Genomic DNA, 18793 nt, shown 5'->3' on the forward strand with positions numbered 1-18793 from the left:
TAAGCAAATACTATTAGCTAACAGTAACGCTTTCGATGATCACATCTTCAAGTGGTACGTCTTGGTGAAAACCAGTACTACCCGTTGCTACATCTTTAATTTTATTTACAATGTCCATGCCTTCAACTACTTCAGCAAAAACACAGTAACCCCAGCCTTGCGACGTTTCGCTGCTGTGGTTTAAAAAATCGTTGTTGTTAACGTTAATGAAAAATTGCGCTGTAGCTGAATGAGGATCAGGCGTACGTGCCATTGCTAAAGTGCCTATTTTATTAGATAGACCATTGTTAGCTTCATTTTGAATTGGATCGTTTACGTCTTTTTGTTCCATACCTGAAACAAAACCACCGCCTTGAACCATAAAGCCATCAATTACACGATGGAATATAGTACCGCTGAAAAAACCAGAGTTTGCATACTCTAAAAAGTTTTTAACTGTATTTGGTGCTTCGGCTTCGTGCATTTTAATGGTGATATCACCAAAGTTTGTGTGTAGAACAACCATGAGGTTTCCTGTATCTGGTTTAAATATTAGCGCTATTTTATCGTAGTTAGCTAAGATTAACAAAGTAGATGTTTGGTTTGTTATAAAGCGCTAGAGCAGGGGCTTTTCAAGTGGTAACATAGTTATTCAAGTTAATAGTTAAGGACTCAAAATAAATGGTAAATATATACAACACACTCACGCGAAAAAAAGAGCAATTTAAACCTATGGTCGAAGGAAAAATCGACATGTATGTGTGTGGTATCACCATTTATGATTACTGCCATATTGGACACGCACGTACCTTTGTTGGATTTGACGTTATTGTGCGCTACTTACGCCATATTGGTTACGATTTAAAATATGTACGTAATATTACTGATATTGACGACAAAATTATTAAACGCGCAAATGAAAATGGCGAGTCAATAAACGATTTAACTGTGCGTATGACTAAAGCGATGCACGAAGACTTTGATAGCCTAAACATGCTACGCCCAGATATTGAACCAACAGTTACAAGCCATATGGATGAAATTATCGTTATGGTTAAGCGCCTGATTGAAAAGGGCCATGCTTATGTTGCAGCTGATGGCGATGTATTATTTGATGTATCAACGTTTGAGCAATACGGTGCGCTTTCCCAGCAAGATTTAACTATGTTGCAATCGGGCTCTCGCGTTGAAGTAGCGCAAGATAAAGACGATCCACTTGATTTTGTGTTATGGAAAAAAGCTAAAGCAGGTGAGCCATCATGGTCATCACCGTGGGGTGAAGGGCGTCCGGGTTGGCATATTGAATGTTCGGCAATGAGCTCAAAGCACCTAGGTGAGCATTTTGATATTCATGGTGGCGGTTCTGACTTACAGTTTCCACATCACGAAAACGAAATTGCGCAGTCGTGCTGTGCAAATAACGGTAAGTATGTAAATACATGGATACATACTGGCATGGTGCAAGTAAATAAAGAAAAAATGTCTAAGTCGTTAGATAACTTTTTTACAGTGCGTGAAGTTTTAAAAGCATACGATGCCGAATCTGTTCGTTACTTTTTAATTTCAGGCCATTACCGCAGCCAACTAAATTACTCGCAAGAAAATTTAGACCAAGCGCGTTCATCACTTGAACGCATTTATACAGCGCTTCGAGATGTTGAGCCTGTAGAGTGTAATCTTGAGGGGAGTGAGTATGTCGTTAAATTTAGAAAAGCGATGGATGACGACTTTAATACTCCAGAAGCATTACCAGTATTGTTCGAGCTTGCTAAAGAGCTAAATCGCGTAAAAGAAAGTGATGTTGTTCAAGCTGGGCAACTTGCGTTTATATTACGCAGTATTGGTAACGTTTTAGGTGTTGCTCAGCAATCATCGGAAGCCTTTTTACAAGGTGGGCAAGATGACGACGAAGTTGCGACAATAGAAGCATTAATTGTAAAACGTAATGAAGCACGTGCCAGTAAAAACTGGGCTGCTGCTGATGAAGCACGTGATGCGCTTAATGCGTTAGGTGTAATACTTGAAGATTCAGCGGGTAAAACAACGTGGCGTAAAGCGTAAGCGTTTAAAGTAATTCACGTCCAACTAAAAAAGGGTTGCCAAATGGCAACCCTTTTTTTATTTTTTAATAGCTTAGCTGTGATATTTCTCACACGCTTCTAGTGTGTTTTCAATTAAGCTTGCTACCGTCATAGGACCAACGCCACCTGGTACAGGTGTAATAAAATGCGCTTTTTGTTCAGCGACACTGTATTGAACATCACCTACTAATTTACCCGTATCTAAACGGTTAATGCCTACATCAATGACTATAGCGCCTTCTTTTATCCAATCCCCTGGTATAAATTCAGGTTTACCTACCGCTACAACTAATAAATCAGCACGACGCACATGCGTTTCTAAATCTTGTGTAAATTTATGGCAAACAGTCGTAGTACAACCAGCAAGTAAAAGCTCAAGCGACATTGGGCGACCAACAATGTTTGATGCACCAACAACAACAGCATGCATACCTTTGTAACGCACACCAGTTGAATCAAGTAGCGTTATAATACCTTTAGGCGTACAAGGGCGAAGTGCCGGCATACGTTGCGCTAAACGACCTATATTATAAGGGTGAAAGCCATCTACATCTTTATGCGGTGTGATGCGCTCCAAAATCTTTTCTGCATCTAGCCCTTTTGGTAATGGTAGTTGTACCAAAATACCATCTACTTGTGCATCATTATTCAGCTCGTCAATTAAATCTAAAAGCGTTTGCTCTTTTGTGTCTATTGGTAAATCAAATGATTTAGAAATAAAACCAACTTCTTCACAGGCTTTACGTTTTGAACCAACATAAACTTGGCTTGCCGGATCAAGTCCTACAAGTACTACTGCAAGACCTGGTACGCGTAAACCGTTTGCAACACGTTCGCTTACACGTTCTGCTACAGCACTGCGTACTTGTTTTGCGATTGCTTTACCATCAATGATGTTTGCCGTCATGGGTGACCTTAATTGGGGTTAATTAACTTGATATCGATACTTTAAAAACGAATGCATAATAAAATAGGGGTAATAATGCGAATAAAGAAAAATGTATTCTTTATTTAACTCGTTTTTATAATGTATTTACTATTTTCGCAGAAAAGGACTAAAGCGCCAAGTTGCTTTTAAGTTATAAAGCGTTTGATTATAGAAAGCTGCTTAAATACCGCTCTAGTTTTGCAATATTTAACCATTATGAACTAAAAGTGACCAGTTGATTGGTTTTCTTAAAAAAACGTTTGACCTAACCCCGTCAAATCACTATTATGCACCCCGTTGTCAACGAGGTCTCTCGTTAACAATAGTAAGCATCGGCGATTAGCGCAGTTTGGTAGCGCACTTGGTTTGGGTCCAAGGGGTCGCAGGTTCAAATCCTGCATCGCCGACCATTTTTATAATTTATTATAACAATGGCTTACTGGTTAGCTATGAAGTTTTCGATGTGCCCATAGCTCAGCTGGATAGAGCAACGCCCTTCTAAGGCGTGGGTCGAAGGTTCGAATCCTTCTGGGTGCACCATTTGAAAACTTGTAAATATAGCGGTGATTGTAGCTCAGTTGGTAGAGCCCCGGATTGTGATTCCGGTTGTCGTGGGTTCGAGCCCCATCAGTCACCCCATTTACAGAAAACGAATATCGGCGATTAGCGCAGTTTGGTAGCGCACTTGGTTTGGGTCCAAGGGGTCGCAGGTTCAAATCCTGCATCGCCGACCACTTTCTTATAAGTGGTCTTAAGTTCAAAATTTAAGTATTCAAAATATATATGTCGGCGATTAGCGCAGTTTGGTAGCGCACTTGGTTTGGGTCCAAGGGGTCGCAGGTTCAAATCCTGCATCGCCGACCACTTTCTTATCCTAATAAGATTAAGTGATTTAAAATCTCATATCTCATTTTATAAATTCTATCTTTTACACTATAAATATCTTCTTCATCAAATAAATATTTTGCATTAACCCCTTTTTAGTTTGTTTTTTATTCAGTTGGTCGGTATCTCACCTGATCTAGCCCAAATAATTGCCCCCTACACTCGACTATCATAGATATTAGGTTATAATGCCGCGTCTATTGTTTAACATAGTGCCCGAAGGGCAGAGCAGCAATGGTATCTCATGGTAACGACGGATGTTTTTAAGCGAGAAAAATTGCTTGTAACTCATCAATAATCATGGAGATTACTTTGTTTGTAAGGAAGGCGAACAGTCGCCAAAATTGAATATTGAGGTAAATCATGCAAGTTTCTGTTGAGACGACTCAAGGCCTTGAGCGCCGTCTGACCATCACCGTTCCTGCAGAGAACGTTGAGACCGAAGTAAAAAAACGCTTACAACAACTGTCAAAAACGCAGCGTATAGATGGTTTCCGTGCTGGTAAAGTTCCAGTTTCAGTAATCAACAAGCGTTTTGGACCTGCAGTTCGTCAAGAAGTTGCTGGCGAAGTAATGCAACGTAATTTTTACGAAGCTGTTGTTTCAGAAAAAATTAACCCAGCAGGCGCACCAACATTTGCTCCTAAAGCACTTGAAGCTGGTAAAGATTTAGAGTTTTCGGCTACATTTGAAGTATACCCTGAAGTTGAAGTTCAAGGTTTAGATAAAATTACAGTTGAAAAACCAGCAGTTACAGTAACTGACGAAGATTTAGCTAACATGCTAGAAACACTTCGTAAGCAACATGCAGCTTGGGCTGATGTTGACACTGCAGCTGGCGAAAATGACCGTGTTACGGTTGATTTCGTAGGTACTATCGACGGTGAAGTATTTGAAGGCGGCAAAGCTGAAGACTTCCCATTAGAACTTGGCCAAGGTCGTATGATCCCAGGTTTTGAAGATAATATCGTTGGTAAAAAAGCAGGCGAAGAAGTAGTTGCTGATGTAACGTTCCCTGATGATTACCATGCTGAAAACTTAAAAGGTAAATCTGCTCAATTCACTATCACAGTGAAAAAAGTTGAAGCACAAGAGTTACCTGAATTAAGCGAAGAATTTGCAACTAAATTCGGTGTTAACGAAGGCGGTGTTGAAGCGCTTAAAGTTGAAATTAAAAAGAACATGACTCGTGAGCTAGACCAAGCGGTTAAAGCTAACGTTAAAGACCAAGCAATCAAAGGTCTTTTAGCGAACAACGAAATCGAAGTTCCTAAATCACTTGTTGATCAAGAAGTTGATGCATTACGTCAACAGGCTGCTCAACGTTTTGGCGGCGACGCTCAAAACATGCCTGAGCTTCCAGCTGAATTGTTCCATGAACAAGCTGTAACTCGCGTAAAAACTGGCCTTTTATTAGGTGAAGTGATTAAAGCTAACGAGATTAAAATTGATGACGCTAAAGTTGATGCATTAATTGCAAACGTAGCTTCTGCATATGAAGATCCAGCTGAAGTAGTAGAATACTACAGAACAAGTGATCAACTTATGCAACAAATGCGTAATGTAGCGATGGAAGAGCAAGCTGTTGAAGCTATTTTAGCTAAAGCAGTTGTTACTGATGTTGAAAAAGCATTTGATGACATCATGAATCCAAAGCAAGGTGCTTAATAAGTCATTGACTTAAGCTCTCGCTAACGATTAAATGGCTCGTGCTACTCTGTTTATACAGCGTGCCCGGGCCATTTTAGTTTTTGGCTCTAAATTTGCGAAAAACGATAACTATGCTTCCTTATAATAAGGATAAGTATAAGCGCATAAGGAATTAAATAAGTATGAATACTGGTATTACAGATCCCCTAAACGCATTGGTCCCTATGGTTGTAGAACAAACACCTAAAGGCGAACGCTCGTATGATATTTATTCGAGATTATTAAAAGAGCGTATTATCTTTTTAACAGGTCAAGTTGAAGACAACATGGCAAATCTGATTTTAGCGCAAATGCTATTTTTAGAATCAGAAAACCCTGATAAAGATATCTTTTTATATATCAATTCACCAGGCGGCTCAGTGACTGCAGGCATGGCTATTTACGACACAATGAACTTCATCAAACCAGATGTAAGTACAATTTGTGTAGGTCAAGCTGCTAGCATGGGTGCTTTTTTACTTACCGCTGGTGCAAAAGGTAAGCGTTTTTGTTTACCTAATTCTCGCGTGATGATTCACCAACCATTAGGTGGCTTCCAAGGTCAAGCGTCTGACTTTGAAATACACGCTAGAGAAATACTGTCTATTAAAGACAAACTAAATCGCTTAATGGCTGATCATACAGGTCAACCTTTAGATGTGATTTCAAAAGATACTGACCGTGATAACTTTATGAGTGCCACGCAAGCTGTAGATTACGGCATTGTAGATTCAGTATTTACAAATCGCGATAAAAAGTAAGCGTTTGGTAAATAGGTAATCTGTTTACCACTTTGAGTTACTATGCGAAAAAATTAAATTTTGGTATAGTTAAAACGTATTGAAATAGCTGCCAATTAGTTTGGCAGCCAACGTATAAAATGAGGTAGCTGAATGTCTGACACTCCTACAGACGGCGACAAAAGTAGTAAATTGTTATACTGTTCTTTTTGTGGAAAAAGCCAGCATGAAGTGCGTAAATTAATTGCGGGCCCTTCAGTATACGTTTGTGATGAATGTGTAGAGCTGTGTAACGATATAATCAGGGAAGAAATAAAAGACATTGCTCCTAAGCATGATACGTCTGATAAACTACCTGTACCTAAAGAGATTCGTAAACACTTAGACGATTACGTTATTGGTCAAGACCATGCTAAAAAAGTATTGTCTGTAGCGGTATATAACCATTACAAACGCCTGCGCAATCAATCGACTAAGCAAGATATTGAACTTAGTAAAAGTAATATACTATTAATCGGTCCAACAGGTAGTGGTAAAACATTACTTGCTGAAACGTTAGCACGCCTACTAGACGTACCGTTTACAATGGCTGATGCAACTACATTAACTGAAGCCGGTTATGTGGGTGAAGATGTTGAAAACATCATTCAAAAACTTTTACAAAAATGTGATTACGATGTAGAAAAAGCCCAACGTGGTATTGTTTACATTGATGAAATTGATAAAATTTCTCGCAAATCAGATAACCCGTCAATTACGCGTGATGTATCAGGTGAAGGTGTGCAGCAAGCACTGCTTAAACTGATTGAAGGTACTGTTGCATCAGTTCCACCTCAAGGTGGTCGTAAGCATCCACAACAAGAGTTTTTACAAGTAGATACGTCTAAAATCTTGTTTATTTGTGGTGGTGCATTTTCGGGCTTAGATAAAGTTATTGAGCAACGTAGCCATAAAAATACCGGTATTGGTTTTGGCGTTAGCGTAAAAGAGTCTGCGGCGAGCCGTTCTTTAAGTGATACATTTAAAGACGTAGAGCCAGAAGATTTAGTTAAATACGGCTTAATTCCTGAGTTTATTGGTCGTTTACCAGTGGTTGCAACATTAACTGAACTTGATGAAGCTGCATTGATACAAATATTAAGCGAACCTAAAAACGCGATTACTAAGCAGTTTTCTGTTTTGTTTGGTATGGAAGATGTTGAACTTGAGTTCCGCGAAGATGCTTTAGCTGCCATTGCCCACAAAGCAATGGAGCGTAAAACAGGTGCACGTGGTCTTCGTTCAATCGTTGAAGGTGTATTGCTTGATACTATGTACGAGCTTCCTTCAATGGATGATGTAAGCAAAGTGGTTATTGATGAAACCGTTATTAAAGGTGAATCAGACCCAATCTTGATTTATGAAAATAATAAACAAGAAAAAGTAGCATCAGAGTAGTTTTTAAGCTATTTGAATGAAAAAAGGAGCCTTAGGCTCCTTTTTTTATAATTAATTTAATCGACTAGAGAAAAATTGTTGAACTTTAATTAGGTTATCCCCATATACTTGAGTAATCTTTAATATAAATAAAGTGCGAAGAGAAAATATAATGACGCTTGAGAGAACCGACCGAGTCGAAATCCCAGTCCTTGCACTGCGCGATGTAGTGGTATATCCACACATGGTGATCCCGCTTTTTGTAGGCCGTGAAAAATCAATAAAATGCCTAGAAGCGGCAATGGACAAAGACAAACAAATTTTCTTGGTTGCACAAAAAGATGCAACTGTAGATGAACCTGAGCAAGATGATATTTATCGTATTGGTACTATTGCCACAGTACTTCAGTTACTAAAACTACCTGACGGCACTGTAAAAGTGTTAGTGGAAGGTACACAACGTGCGAAAATTGAAGAATTTGTCGATAACGATGACTTTTTTGTTGCTACCGCGCAGTTTATTGAATCTGATTTAATAGACGAGCAAGAGCAAGATGTTTTCATTCGCAGTGCAATTAGCCAATTTGAAGGTTATGTAAAGCTAAATAAAAAAATCCCACCTGAAGTATTAACGTCAGTGTCGGGTATTGATGAGCCTGCGCGCCTTGCCGATACAATGGCCGCTCATATGCCATTAAAAGTACCTGAAAAACAAAAAGTACTAGAAATATCAAGCGTTACAGAGCGCCTTGAATATTTAATGGCATTGATGGAAGGCGAAATAGATTTATTGCAAGTTGAGAAAAAAATTCGTACCCGTGTTAAAAAGCAGATGGAAAAATCTCAGCGCGAGTATTACCTCAATGAGCAAATGAAAGCTATCCAAAAAGAACTTGGTGAGCTTGATGATGTGCCTGATGAATTTGAAGCCCTTAAAAAGCGCATTGAAGAATCAGGTATGCCAACTGAAGCACAAGAAAAAGCGACCACAGAACTTAATAAACTTAAAATGATGTCGCCTATGTCGGCTGAAGCCACTGTAGTGCGTTCATATATTGATACGTTAATTAATGTACCGTGGAAAAAACGCTCTAAAGTGAAAAAAGACTTAGCGGGCGCTCAAAAAATTCTTGATAGTGATCATTACGGTCTAGAAAAAGTTAAAGAACGTATTTTAGAGTACTTAGCAGTACAACAGCGTACAAATAAGCTTAAAGGTCCAATATTGTGCCTTGTAGGACCTCCTGGTGTGGGTAAAACGTCATTAGGTCAGTCTATTGCACGTTCTACTGGGCGTAAGTACATCCGTATGGCGCTTGGTGGTGTACGTGATGAAGCTGAAATTCGTGGTCATCGTCGAACTTATATTGGCTCAATGCCAGGTAAATTAATTCAAAACATGACTAAAGTGGGCGTTAAAAACCCATTGTTCTTGTTAGACGAAATCGACAAAATGTCTGCAGATATGCGTGGTGATCCAGCATCTGCATTACTTGAAGTATTAGATCCTGAGCAAAATAGTCATTTTGCTGATCATTACTTAGAAGTAGATTACGATTTATCAGATGTTATGTTTGTTGCAACATCGAACAGCTTTAATATTCCAGGTCCGCTATTAGACCGTATGGAAGTTATTCGTTTATCGGGTTACACCGAAGATGAAAAGCTAAATATTGCAAAAGAGCATTTAATTACTAAGCAAGTTAAGCGTAATGGCTTAAAAGAGCATGAAATTGAGATTGCTGACAGTGCAATCATTGGCATTATTCGTTACTACACGCGAGAAGCGGGTGTTCGTAACTTAGAACGCGAAATTTCTAAGCTGTGTCGTAAAGCGGTTAAAAATATCTTAATCGAAAAAGACACAACTACCGTCACTATTGATCAAGACAACCTTGAAGAGTTTTTAGGTGTGCAACGTTTTGACTATGGTAAAGCTGAAGATGGTGACCGCATAGGTCAAGTTACCGGTCTTGCATGGACAGAGGTTGGTGGTGACTTATTAACTATTGAGTGCGCAGCAGTACCAGGTAAAGGTAAGCTTACTTATACCGGCTCACTTGGTGATGTAATGCAAGAGTCGATTCAAGCTGCAATGACCGTTGTACGTAATCGAGCTGAAGCATTTCGTATTAACAGCGACTTTTATGAAAAGCGTGATATTCATGTACACGTACCTGAAGGCGCTACGCCTAAAGATGGTCCAAGTGCAGGCGCCGCAATGGTAACCGGTTTAGTGTCGAGCTTAACAGGTAATCCTGTACGCGCTGATGTAGCGATGACTGGTGAAATTACATTACGTGGTGAAGTACTTCCTATTGGTGGCTTAAAAGAGAAGTTATTAGCGGCGCATCGTGGCGGTATTAAAACAGTAATTATTCCAAAAATTAACGAACGTGACTTAAAAGAGATCCCAGAAAACGTACTGGCAGGCTTAGATATTCACCCTGTTACTTGGATTGACGAAGTTTTAAAACTAGCTTTAGTGCACCCAGTTGAGACTTTTTCAGTCGAAACACCAAAAAAGCAGTAAAAAACCTAAAAAAAGTGCTTTTTAGGGCTTTTCAAATCTAAACGGTATGATAAGTTAAGCACTGGTTTTCAAGCCTAGCCCTTATAGGGCCTAGGCTTAAGAAAAATATAATCATGTGAGCATAATTAGTTTGCTCTAAAATTTTCAAAAAAGTGATGTTAGTTTAAAAAACCATCGCTCTTGATAATAACAATGAAAGAGGATGATATTGTGAATAAATCTCAATTAATCGATCAAATCGCAGCTGATGCTGACATTTCTAAAGCGGCTGCAGGTCGTGCACTTGATTCATTCATCGAATCTGTATCTGGCGCGCTAAAAGATGGCGATTCAGTTGCACTTGTAGGTTTTGGTACTTTCTCAGTACGTGAACGTGCTGCACGAGCAGGCCGTAACCCACAAACTGGTGAAACTATTCAAATTGCTGCTGCTAACATTCCTGCTTTCAAAGCCGGTAAAGCGCTTAAAGACGCAGTAAACTAATCACTGTTTTAAACACATTAGTTATGGCGAATGTACAAGTACTTAATAATCGCAGATGATGAATTAAGTAACTTTACCGCCAGTTACTTCAAGTGAAAAAGCGTATCTGGTAAGATACGCTTTTTTTACATGTGACAAGGTAAAAAACCTTGATCGAAAAGAGATAAACAAATGCTTGAGAAAATCAGAGAAGGTTCGCAAGGACCTATAGCCAAAATAATTTTAGGCGCGGTGATTTTATCTTTTGCCTTAGCAGGGATCGGTAGTTACTTAGGTCAAACCACAGAACAACCCGTTGCTGAAGTAAATGGAATTAAAATTAGCCAAACCGATTTTAACCGTGCTTATCAAAACGAACGTAGTCGCTTAGAGCAACAATTTGGTGAGTACTTTACACAAATTGCAGCAGATCCAAATTACATGGCACAAATTCGCCAAGGTGTAGTTGACCGCTTAGTACAACAAGAATTGCAATCACAACTAGCGGCTGATTTAGGTCTTCGCGTTAGCGACGCAAGTGTACGTAAAACAATTTTAGAACTACCATATTTTCAAGTAGGTGAGCAGTTTAATAACGACCGTTACCTACAAGTTATTCGTCAAATGAATTTCCAACCAGATGCATTTCGTGAATACCTACGTAAAGATATGACACGTAGTCAGCTTGTATCTGCTGTTGCCGGTACTGAGTTTGCACTAGATAGCGAACTTAAAAGCGCAATTGCTCTACAGCAACAAACACGTAGTATTGATTACTTGGTTGTAAATAAAGAAGCATTAGCTACCACTGTAGAAGTATCTGATGAAGAAGTGTCTGATTACTATGAGCTAAATGCATCACAGTTTTTATCGCCTGAGCTTATTTCAGTAAATTATATTGAGCTTAAAGCCGATGACATAACTGTAGAATCAGTAACTGAAGACGATGTTAAAGCGTATTACGAGCAAAATAAAGCACAATATATTGAGCCAGAAAAACGTCGCGTTTCGCATATCTTAATTGATAACAGTGAAGATGATGATGTTGCCAAAGAAAAAGCGGATGCGTTATTAGCACAATTAAAACAAGGTGCAGATTTTGCTGAGCTAGCAGAAACATCATCTGATGATGTTGTTAGTGGCGAAATTGGTGGCGACCTTGAATGGATTGAGCGTGATGTAATGGATCCTGCTTTTGAAGATGCGACATTCGCACTTGAAAACAAAGGTGATATTTCAGACGTTGTTGCTTCAGAGTTTGGTTACCACATAATTAAATTAACTGATATTCAACCTGAGCAAGTTAAATCGTTCGACAGCGTAAAAGCTGACTTACGTGCAGAGCTTGAGCAAGCTGAGAAAGTAGATGCGTTTTACGAAAAGCAAAGTGAAATGGGTGCATTAGCATTTGAAATTTCAGACCGCTTAGACGATGCAGCTGAAGTTGCAGACGTTGAAGTTAAATCAACAGCGCTTTTATCTCTTAATGAATTACCAGAGCCGTTAAACACTCCATCAGTTATTACTGCATTATCTTCAGTTGATTTACTTGAAGATAAAGTAAATTCTGAGATTATTGAGCTTGGAAATGAGCATGCGATTGTGGTTCGTGTAAATGAGCACAAGCCTGCTGCAACTAAGCCATTGAGTGAAGTGAGTGAAGAAATAAAAGCACGCTTAGTTAATGAAAAGTCATCAGAGCTTGCTAAAGAAAAAGCACGCACCTTATTTGCAGATGTACAAGCAGGTAAGAGCTTAAATGACGTTGCTAGTGAGCAAAACTTAACAGTTCGCCAAGAAGCTAAGTTAACGCGTCAAAGCTATACTGTTTCGCCAGCTATTGCGACTCAGGCATTTAAAATGGCTCACCCAGCAGGTGCCCCTGTAGTTGAACTTGTTTATTTAAATAATGGCGATGCAGCAATTGTTGCGCTTAAGTCGGTTACAAATGCACAAGTTGCAGCTAACATTGACCCACAAGCAAAACAAAGCATTACTATGGCGCAAGCTAATAAAAACTATATGGTATTTATTGAAGCGTTAAAGGCGAAAGCTAAACTTAATTTACCAACGACTACACAACCAGTTGAGTAATTAATTTTAGTTCATAAAGAAAGGCGCTTTAAAAGCGCCTTTTTTATTGTCTTGAATAAAGTTTATATTAGCTAGGTCTGGCAATAAACTCGATACGATTACCGCTAGGCTCTCTAATCATCATATGTTGCGTTGGACCTTTACCTAGGTTTTCAGGTGCAAATTCTATAATAATATTATTTTGCATTTTTAAGTGTTTGTGAAGCTCGCTTAACTTTTCAATACTCTCAACACTGAGTGCTAAGTGGTGTAAGCCCACATTTTCTGCGCGATTAAACTCCACACGTTTTTCATCATTTTTAACGCGCCATAATGTAATGGTTATTTTATTGTTTGATAAAAAATAAGCAGGGTAGGTTGGGTCACTTCCTAGCGTTTTAAAACCAAGTACATCAGCAAAAAATGTTTTAGAAGCATCAAGGTTTGATACTGTTAACCCTAGATGATCAACTCCACCAACCCAGTTTTGATCTTTAGGGGTTACATCGGCAATAACCGTTGTTGATAAAAGTAATAGCGATGAAATACCGGTGAGTAATGTTTTTTTAAGCATAGGTCCTCTTTATAATTTAGGTGTTATACCAATTACATTAAATTATTGATTATGTTTTTAATAAAATTGGTATTAAATGCAATACATTTAATAAAGACCTTTATAAACGAGGTTACATTGCACACAAGTTGAGGTTTGCTGGTAAGAAAGCTGTTATTAACAGCTAAGTAAACGTTGGGTAACTTTAGATTGTGGGTTTTGAAATACAGATTCAGTGGGGCCGTATTCAACTACCTCACCTTTATCGAGCACAATAACTTGGTCGCTAATATGGCGCACTAAACTTAAATGATGAGTGATCATCACATAAGTCAGCCCAGTGTCTCGTTGAAGCTTTAGTAATAAATTAACAATTTGCGCACGTATAGAGGGGTCTAATGACGAAACAGCTTCGTCGAGCACCACAACCTTCGGATCTAAAATTAATGCACGAGCGAGCGCTACACGCTGTAATTGCCCTACACTAAACATATGTGGATAGTAATGTTGGTGATCTATTAATAGACCCACTTTAGATAACGTTGTATTAATTTTTTCTATACGTTCTAGTTTTTCAAAATCAGTATTATATAAAAGACAATCGTCGAGCATATCGCCAATAGTTAATCCTGGATTTAGCGACGCACCTGAGTCTTGAAAAATCATACGGATATGACGACATTGATTGTCGCGAACACCATTATTTTCGATAATGTTATTTTCGAGTAAAATTTGCCCGCTATCAGCACTATCAGCACCAGAGAGCAATTTTGCTAAGGTGCTTTTTCCTGAACCCGTTTCGCCAATAACTGCAATGCTTTCACCTTTACCAACCGAAAATGAAATATTTTTTAATACTTCAAATTTTTTACGGCTAAAAAGCCCCGCTCGCACATTAAACGTTTTTGACAGAGCTTGTACTTTTAATAAAGGCTGCATTATCTCATATCCTTAATTAGCGGAAAGTGACACGCATAACTGTGTCCGTTGTGCTTTGTAAACTTAGGAGTTACTACACATGCTTTTTGTGCTTGTGGGCAACGTGGTCCTAGTCGGCAACCAATAGGTAAATGCTGTAGTGTAGGAATAGTGCCTTTAAGCGCATAAAAAGGCTCTTTATGGGCTAAACCTTGCTCATAGTCTGGCAAGCTTTTTAATAATGCTTGTGTATACGGGTGGCGCGGCTGGCTAAATATTTTGTGCGTAGGTCCAGCTTCGACCATTTGTCCGCAATATAAAACATGAATTCCATGCGACCAATGTGCAATTTCTTCGAGTTCATGAGAAATCATTAAAATTGACATGTTTTTTAATTGATTCAGACTTTTTAATAATCTAAAAACTTGTGCTTTAGTTGTGCTCTCAAGTGCTGTAGTAGGTTCGTCGGCAATTAATAACTTAGGAGTACGTGCAATAGCCATTGCAATCATGACTTTTTGGCACACACCTTCAGAGAGTTCATGCGGGTAACTGCTCAGTACGGCTTCGTGGTTTTTAATCCCCACTTTGTGTATGAGTGCCTTAACGCGATCTTTTCGTTCGCGGTTACGCTTTAAGAAAAACCCTTTACTTGCAATTTCAGGCAGTGTTTCGGCTATTTGGTCAAATATTTTAGCAGTAGGGTCAAGGCATCGGCTTGGATCTTGATAGATCATTGCTATGTCTTGGCTTACTGTTTTACGGCGTTGCTCGGGTGTTAAACGCATTAAATCAACACCGCGCCAGTGAATTCTGTCGGCGGTAATATCCCAGCGTTCGTTAAGAACACCTACAATTGCTTTTGCTATTAGGCTCTTTCCTGAGCCTGACTCGCCTACAAGTGCGTGTACTTCGCCTTCTTTTAAGCTAAAACTCACTCGGTCTACGGCTCTAATTACCGTTTCAGAGGTGCGCAGCTCAATAGTTAGGTTTCGAACATCTAGTAATTGCATTTAATCAGCCTTACGTTCTTTTAACACTTGTCGCAGCCCGTCGCCCACTAAGTTGGTTGAAAGCACTGCTAAAAATAATAGTACACCGGGTAGTGCAACAGTCCAAGGCGCTAAATAAATGAGACCTAGGTTTTCAGCTAAAATTGCCCCCCATTCTGTAGTCGGTGGTTGAGCGCCTAATTTTAAAAAGCCTAATGCCGAAATATCTAAAATTGCCGTAGAAAGCGCCATCGTAAATATAACCACAATATGCTCGTAAATATTAGGGAATATACCGCGCGATATTATATGCCAATTAGACGCTCCATCGAGCTTAAATGCAGTTATATAATCTTTATTTAACTCGTCAACAATTAAGCTTTTAATTGAGTGAATAAACTGCGGAAGGAGCGCCAAAATAATAGCCCAAACCGTATTCATTAAACCAGGACCGAGCACCGCAATAATAATAATAGCCAGCAACAAAGAGGGAATAGATAACGTTATATCAAGTAAATGATTTAAAAAACTTGAACGAAGCCCTCGGCTAATACCTGCAAAAGTACCTACTAAAACGCCAATAATAGTGGTGAGCAATGCGGCCACTACCGATAAACCAAAAGTATATGTAGCACCATTCATTAAACGAGAAAGTACATCTCGACCCAAATCATCGGTGCCTAAAATAAAGCGTACATCGCCCATTTCTCGCCACGAAGGCGGAATAAGTAATGCATCACTGTGCTGCTGATTTACACCATATGGAGCTAAAAAGGGAGCACTTGCAGCAAGTAAGGCAAACGCTAAAAATATCCATAGGCCAACTAATGCTGGATGATTATTTTTGAATTTACGCCAAAATCGCGCAAGTGGCGATGTATTCGACTCTTCAGAAAATAAATTAAACTTTGCCATGGGTTTGGTTCCGTGAAATTGGGTCGAATAGAGTATAAGTAAGCTCAGTTATGATGGTGGCTAAAATAACAAAGAGCGAAACCGCCATTAATCCGCCTTGAATCGCGGGGAAATCGCGTTGATAAATACTGTCAATTAACCAGCGACCAATACCTGGCCACGAAAAAATAACTTCGGTTATCATAGCAAGTGTTATGAGCGTACTAAATTGCAAACCAATCTGTTTAATTACCGGTAGCAAAGCATTTCGCAGCGCGTGGTGCATTATTAGCTGTCTGCGATTAAGACCCTTTGCTCTAGCTGTTTTTATAAAGTTTTGATCCATTACTTTAAGCATTGATTCACGCGTAAAGCGAATTAATACTGTGGTTGGATACATAGCAAGCACAATGGTGGGCAGAGTTAAATGGCGCAATGCATCTAAAAAAGCAAAACCCTGATAGGGAAAATTGGCTAAGGCAATATCAATTAAAATAAAACCAGTAGCAGATGGAATCTCGTAAAGTAATCCCATTCTTCCCGACATAGGAAACCAACCTAACTTTAACGAAAACACCATAATAAGTAATAGCGCTAACCAAAAAACGGGCATTGAATAACCAACAATAGCAGTCGAGTTAATTAGTTTGTCGGGCCAACGTTTATAATAAACAGAAGCTAAAATACCAACAGGTACACCTACCACAACCGATACAAAAAGTGCATAAATACTGAGCTCTAATGTAGCAGGTAATAAATCAACAATATGAGAAAATACGTTTTGCCCTGATGCAAAAGAAACGCCCCAATCACCTTGAAAAATGCGTCCTAAAAAGGCGATATATTGCATAAAGTAATTACTATCATATAAGTACTTATCTTCGAGCTCGCTGTGCTGGGTAAAGTTACTACTTGGTATGCCGCTTAAATTACTGAGTGGATCACCTGGGAATAAATAGGCGAGTGAAAAAGTAAAGATACTCAGCAGTAGTATCATAAAAAAAAATAAACCAAGGCGACGAAAAATATAATCTAAGATCATTACTTTTTCCTCGCATTAGCTAGTGAAATAGCACCAAATGGTCCAAGTGTTATGCCTTCTACATCAGAACTGCTTGCCTGAAAACGCAAACCATGAGCAATAGGCAATAATGGCAGCTTATCAATAATAAGACTTTGCGCCTGCTCGTAGTATTTTTTACGCATATTTAAATCTGTCGTATCGAGAGCTTGGGTAAGGAGTAAATCAAATTCAGGGTCACACCAGTTTGCTGGGTTTTTTCCGCTAAAGGTTGCTGAGCAACTAAGCAGTGGGCTAAAAAAGTTATCAGGATCTGGTGTATCAGCAGCCCAACCAAGTAATACGCTGTCGTGGCGATGCTCACCAATACGTTGAATAAACGTATTCCACTCGTATTCTACAATACTTACGTTAACACCCACTTTGCGTAAATCACTTTGCATTAGCTCAGCCATTTTTCGAGCATTGGGATTATAAATACGGCTTACCGGCATTGCCCAAATATTCATGTCAAAGCCATTAGGTAACCCAGCTTCTATTAATAGTTTTTTGGCAAGCTCAGGGTCAAAGGTTGGAATGTTTTCTTGTGGTTCAAAAGCCCACGATGTTGGTGGTAAAATTGATTGTGCACGCGTACCGTTACCGTAATACACTGCTTGCATAATTTTATCTATATCTATGGCATGCGCGAGTGCTTGGCGTACTCTGAGGTCGTCAAATGGAGCACGCTCTGTATTAAATGCCCAATAGCCAACATTTAAGTTTGTTTCTTTTTCGATATTTATATCATCACGCTGAGCCAAAATACTCAATTGCGCGCTGCTAGGGTGGGCTGTTACATCGCATTCTTTAGTCAGCATTTTAGCAATACGAGCAGTGCCATTAGGCGTTATATCGTAAACGAGTTGCTCAAGTGCTACATCGTGCTTCCAGTACAGCGGATTTCTGTAAAAGCGTACTAAGTGGTCGCGGCGATATTCTTTATAAATATACGGTCCTGTGCCAACAGGGTACTGATCAAATAGGTTAGTTTGGTCGTTCTCTTTTAGCTTTGTTGCGTATTCTTCTGAAAGCACAACCGCAAAGTCAGTTGCCATGTTTGCTAAAAAGCTGCTTTCTGCGCTAAATAATTCAAAGCGTACTTGATAGTCAGACACGCGAACAATTTTTCGGATTAGCTGATCAATTCCCACACTTTGAAAATAAGGATAATTTGCATCACCTACAAAGTGATAAGGATTATACACATCGAATAGTCGGCTAAACGTAAAAATAACGTCATCGGCGTTAAAGTCACGCGAAGGAGTAAAATAAGCTGTTGTATGAAATTTAACACCTTTACGCAGGGTAAAGGTTACCGATTTACCATCTTTACTGATTTTCCAATCGGTAGCTAATTCACTTTGAAATTCAGCCGTAACGGGATCAATACTAATTAGTCGGTCGTATAATTGGTTGGCAATAATATCGATAGTCGAACCCGTGGTTGTTACTTGCGGATTAAACGACACAGGGTTAGCTTCAGCGCAATAAACTAAGCCTTGATTTTTTTCTTCTATGATTTCTTCTTTGCTATCTATACAGCCAACTAAAGTGGCTGCTAGCAAAGAAAGTAATAATTTATGCACC

15 protein-coding genes and 5 tRNA genes are annotated in these 18793 nt (G+C 39.1%); 12 read left to right on the forward strand and 8 right to left on the reverse strand.

Annotated features, from left to right (window positions below; genetic code table 11):
- Nucleotides 1-13: 13 nt before the first annotated feature.
- Nucleotides 14-505: a peptidylprolyl isomerase gene (locus GQR56_RS02225; protein WP_166109007.1), complete on the reverse strand. Its 492-nt coding sequence runs from the start codon at nt 503-505 to the stop codon at nt 14-16.
- Nucleotides 506-660: 155 nt separating this feature from the next.
- Here GQR56_RS02225 and cysS point away from each other — a divergent pair, with 155 nt between their 5' ends.
- Entirely contained in the window at nt 661-2040 is a 1380-nt protein-coding gene (gene cysS / locus GQR56_RS02230) for a cysteine--tRNA ligase (protein WP_166109008.1), read from the forward strand.
- Nucleotides 2041-2112: 72 nt separating this feature from the next.
- On the opposite strand, the gene folD is transcribed toward cysS, so the two are convergent.
- A complete protein-coding gene (gene folD, locus GQR56_RS02235; protein WP_024612305.1) occupies nt 2113-2967 on the reverse strand; it encodes a bifunctional methylenetetrahydrofolate dehydrogenase/methenyltetrahydrofolate cyclohydrolase FolD in 855 nt (284 codons plus the stop codon).
- A 354-nt stretch (nt 2968-3321) separates the two neighbouring features.
- On the opposite strand from folD, the gene GQR56_RS02240 reads away from it, so the two are divergent.
- From GQR56_RS02240 to GQR56_RS02290, 11 genes are all read left to right on the forward strand, one after another.
- Nucleotides 3322-3398: transfer RNA gene (locus tag GQR56_RS02240), tRNA-Pro, on the forward strand.
- 53 nt (nt 3399-3451) lie between these two features.
- Nucleotides 3452-3528, forward strand: a tRNA-Arg gene (locus GQR56_RS02245).
- A gap of 23 nt (nt 3529-3551) precedes the next feature.
- Nucleotides 3552-3627, forward strand: a tRNA-His gene (locus GQR56_RS02250).
- A gap of 18 nt (nt 3628-3645) precedes the next feature.
- Nucleotides 3646-3722, forward strand: a tRNA-Pro gene (locus GQR56_RS02255).
- 53 nt (nt 3723-3775) lie between these two features.
- A tRNA-Pro gene (locus GQR56_RS02260) sits at nt 3776-3852 on the forward strand.
- A gap of 384 nt (nt 3853-4236) precedes the next feature.
- Nucleotides 4237-5541 (forward strand): trigger factor, encoded by a 1305-nt coding sequence (tig, locus tag GQR56_RS02265; RefSeq protein ID WP_024612306.1) that lies wholly within the window; start codon nt 4237-4239, stop codon nt 5539-5541.
- A gap of 164 nt (nt 5542-5705) precedes the next feature.
- Nucleotides 5706-6323: an ATP-dependent Clp endopeptidase proteolytic subunit ClpP gene (gene clpP / locus GQR56_RS02270; protein WP_024612307.1), complete on the forward strand. Its 618-nt coding sequence runs from the start codon at nt 5706-5708 to the stop codon at nt 6321-6323.
- 132 nt (nt 6324-6455) lie between these two features.
- Nucleotides 6456-7739: an ATP-dependent protease ATP-binding subunit ClpX gene (gene clpX / locus GQR56_RS02275; RefSeq protein ID WP_166109009.1), complete on the forward strand. Its 1284-nt coding sequence runs from the start codon at nt 6456-6458 to the stop codon at nt 7737-7739.
- Between the two features lie 151 nt (nt 7740-7890).
- Nucleotides 7891-10251 (forward strand): endopeptidase La, encoded by a 2361-nt coding sequence (lon, locus tag GQR56_RS02280; protein WP_024612309.1) that lies wholly within the window; start codon nt 7891-7893, stop codon nt 10249-10251.
- Nucleotides 10252-10443: 192 nt separating this feature from the next.
- Nucleotides 10444-10734: an HU family DNA-binding protein gene (locus GQR56_RS02285; protein WP_157849304.1), complete on the forward strand. Its 291-nt coding sequence runs from the start codon at nt 10444-10446 to the stop codon at nt 10732-10734.
- 171 nt (nt 10735-10905) lie between these two features.
- Nucleotides 10906-12807, forward strand: coding sequence for a SurA N-terminal domain-containing protein (locus GQR56_RS02290; protein WP_166109010.1), 1902 nt, complete (start codon nt 10906-10908; stop codon nt 12805-12807).
- A 67-nt stretch (nt 12808-12874) separates the two neighbouring features.
- Here GQR56_RS02290 and GQR56_RS02295 read toward each other — a convergent pair whose 3' ends face one another.
- The 6 genes from GQR56_RS02295 to GQR56_RS02320 form a co-directional block, all read right to left on the reverse strand.
- Nucleotides 12875-13360 (reverse strand): VOC family protein, encoded by a 486-nt coding sequence (locus tag GQR56_RS02295; RefSeq protein ID WP_166109011.1) that lies wholly within the window; start codon nt 13358-13360, stop codon nt 12875-12877.
- A 156-nt stretch (nt 13361-13516) separates the two neighbouring features.
- A complete protein-coding gene (locus GQR56_RS02300) occupies nt 13517-14278 on the reverse strand; it encodes an ABC transporter ATP-binding protein (protein ID WP_024612312.1) in 762 nt (253 codons plus the stop codon).
- Complete coding sequence (locus tag GQR56_RS02305; protein WP_024612313.1) at nt 14278-15270, reverse strand: oligopeptide/dipeptide ABC transporter ATP-binding protein; 993 nt, start codon at nt 15268-15270, stop codon at nt 14278-14280. The genes GQR56_RS02300 and GQR56_RS02305 overlap by 1 nt, the downstream gene beginning before the upstream one ends.
- Nucleotides 15271-16164, reverse strand: coding sequence for an ABC transporter permease subunit (locus GQR56_RS02310; protein WP_024612314.1), 894 nt, complete (start codon nt 16162-16164; stop codon nt 15271-15273).
- Nucleotides 16151-17185 (reverse strand): ABC transporter permease subunit, encoded by a 1035-nt coding sequence (locus GQR56_RS02315; protein WP_166109012.1) that lies wholly within the window; start codon nt 17183-17185, stop codon nt 16151-16153. Before GQR56_RS02315 ends, GQR56_RS02310 begins: the two co-directional genes overlap by 14 nt.
- Entirely contained in the window at nt 17185-18792 is a 1608-nt protein-coding gene (locus GQR56_RS02320; protein ID WP_166109013.1) for an ABC transporter substrate-binding protein, read from the reverse strand. Before GQR56_RS02320 ends, GQR56_RS02315 begins: the two co-directional genes overlap by 1 nt.
- Nucleotide 18793: the final 1 nt, after the last annotated feature.

Origin of the sequence: Pseudoalteromonas sp. Z9A5, assembly GCF_011378875.1 — a bacterium.
Taxonomy (GTDB): Bacteria; Pseudomonadota; Gammaproteobacteria; order Enterobacterales; family Alteromonadaceae; genus Pseudoalteromonas.

What these genes read in the sequence shown, in the direction of transcription:
- tig (WP_024612306.1), top strand. Translation starts at nt 4,237, where the DNA reads ATGCAAGTTTCTGTTGAGACGACTCAAGGCCTTGAGCGCCGTCTGACC.
- GQR56_RS02285 (WP_157849304.1), top strand. Translation starts at nt 10,444, where the DNA reads ATGAAAGAGGATGATATTGTGAATAAATCTCAATTAATCGATCAAATC.
- cysS (WP_166109008.1), top strand. Translation starts at nt 661, where the DNA reads ATGGTAAATATATACAACACACTCACGCGAAAAAAAGAGCAATTTAAA.
- GQR56_RS02290 (WP_166109010.1), top strand. Translation starts at nt 10,906, where the DNA reads ATGCTTGAGAAAATCAGAGAAGGTTCGCAAGGACCTATAGCCAAAATA.
- GQR56_RS02315 (WP_166109012.1), bottom strand. Translation starts at nt 17,185, where the DNA reads ATGATCTTAGATTATATTTTTCGTCGCCTTGGTTTATTTTTTTTTATG.
- clpX (WP_166109009.1), top strand. Translation starts at nt 6,456, where the DNA reads ATGTCTGACACTCCTACAGACGGCGACAAAAGTAGTAAATTGTTATAC.
- GQR56_RS02295 (WP_166109011.1), bottom strand. Translation starts at nt 13,360, where the DNA reads ATGCTTAAAAAAACATTACTCACCGGTATTTCATCGCTATTACTTTTA.
- clpP (WP_024612307.1), top strand. Translation starts at nt 5,706, where the DNA reads ATGAATACTGGTATTACAGATCCCCTAAACGCATTGGTCCCTATGGTT.
- GQR56_RS02305 (WP_024612313.1), bottom strand. Translation starts at nt 15,270, where the DNA reads ATGCAATTACTAGATGTTCGAAACCTAACTATTGAGCTGCGCACCTCT.
- GQR56_RS02300 (WP_024612312.1), bottom strand. Translation starts at nt 14,278, where the DNA reads ATGCAGCCTTTATTAAAAGTACAAGCTCTGTCAAAAACGTTTAATGTG.
- folD (WP_024612305.1), bottom strand. Translation starts at nt 2,967, where the DNA reads ATGACGGCAAACATCATTGATGGTAAAGCAATCGCAAAACAAGTACGC.
- GQR56_RS02225 (WP_166109007.1), bottom strand. Translation starts at nt 505, where the DNA reads ATGGTTGTTCTACACACAAACTTTGGTGATATCACCATTAAAATGCAC.
- lon (WP_024612309.1), top strand. Translation starts at nt 7,891, where the DNA reads ATGACGCTTGAGAGAACCGACCGAGTCGAAATCCCAGTCCTTGCACTG.
- GQR56_RS02310 (WP_024612314.1), bottom strand. Translation starts at nt 16,164, where the DNA reads ATGGCAAAGTTTAATTTATTTTCTGAAGAGTCGAATACATCGCCACTT.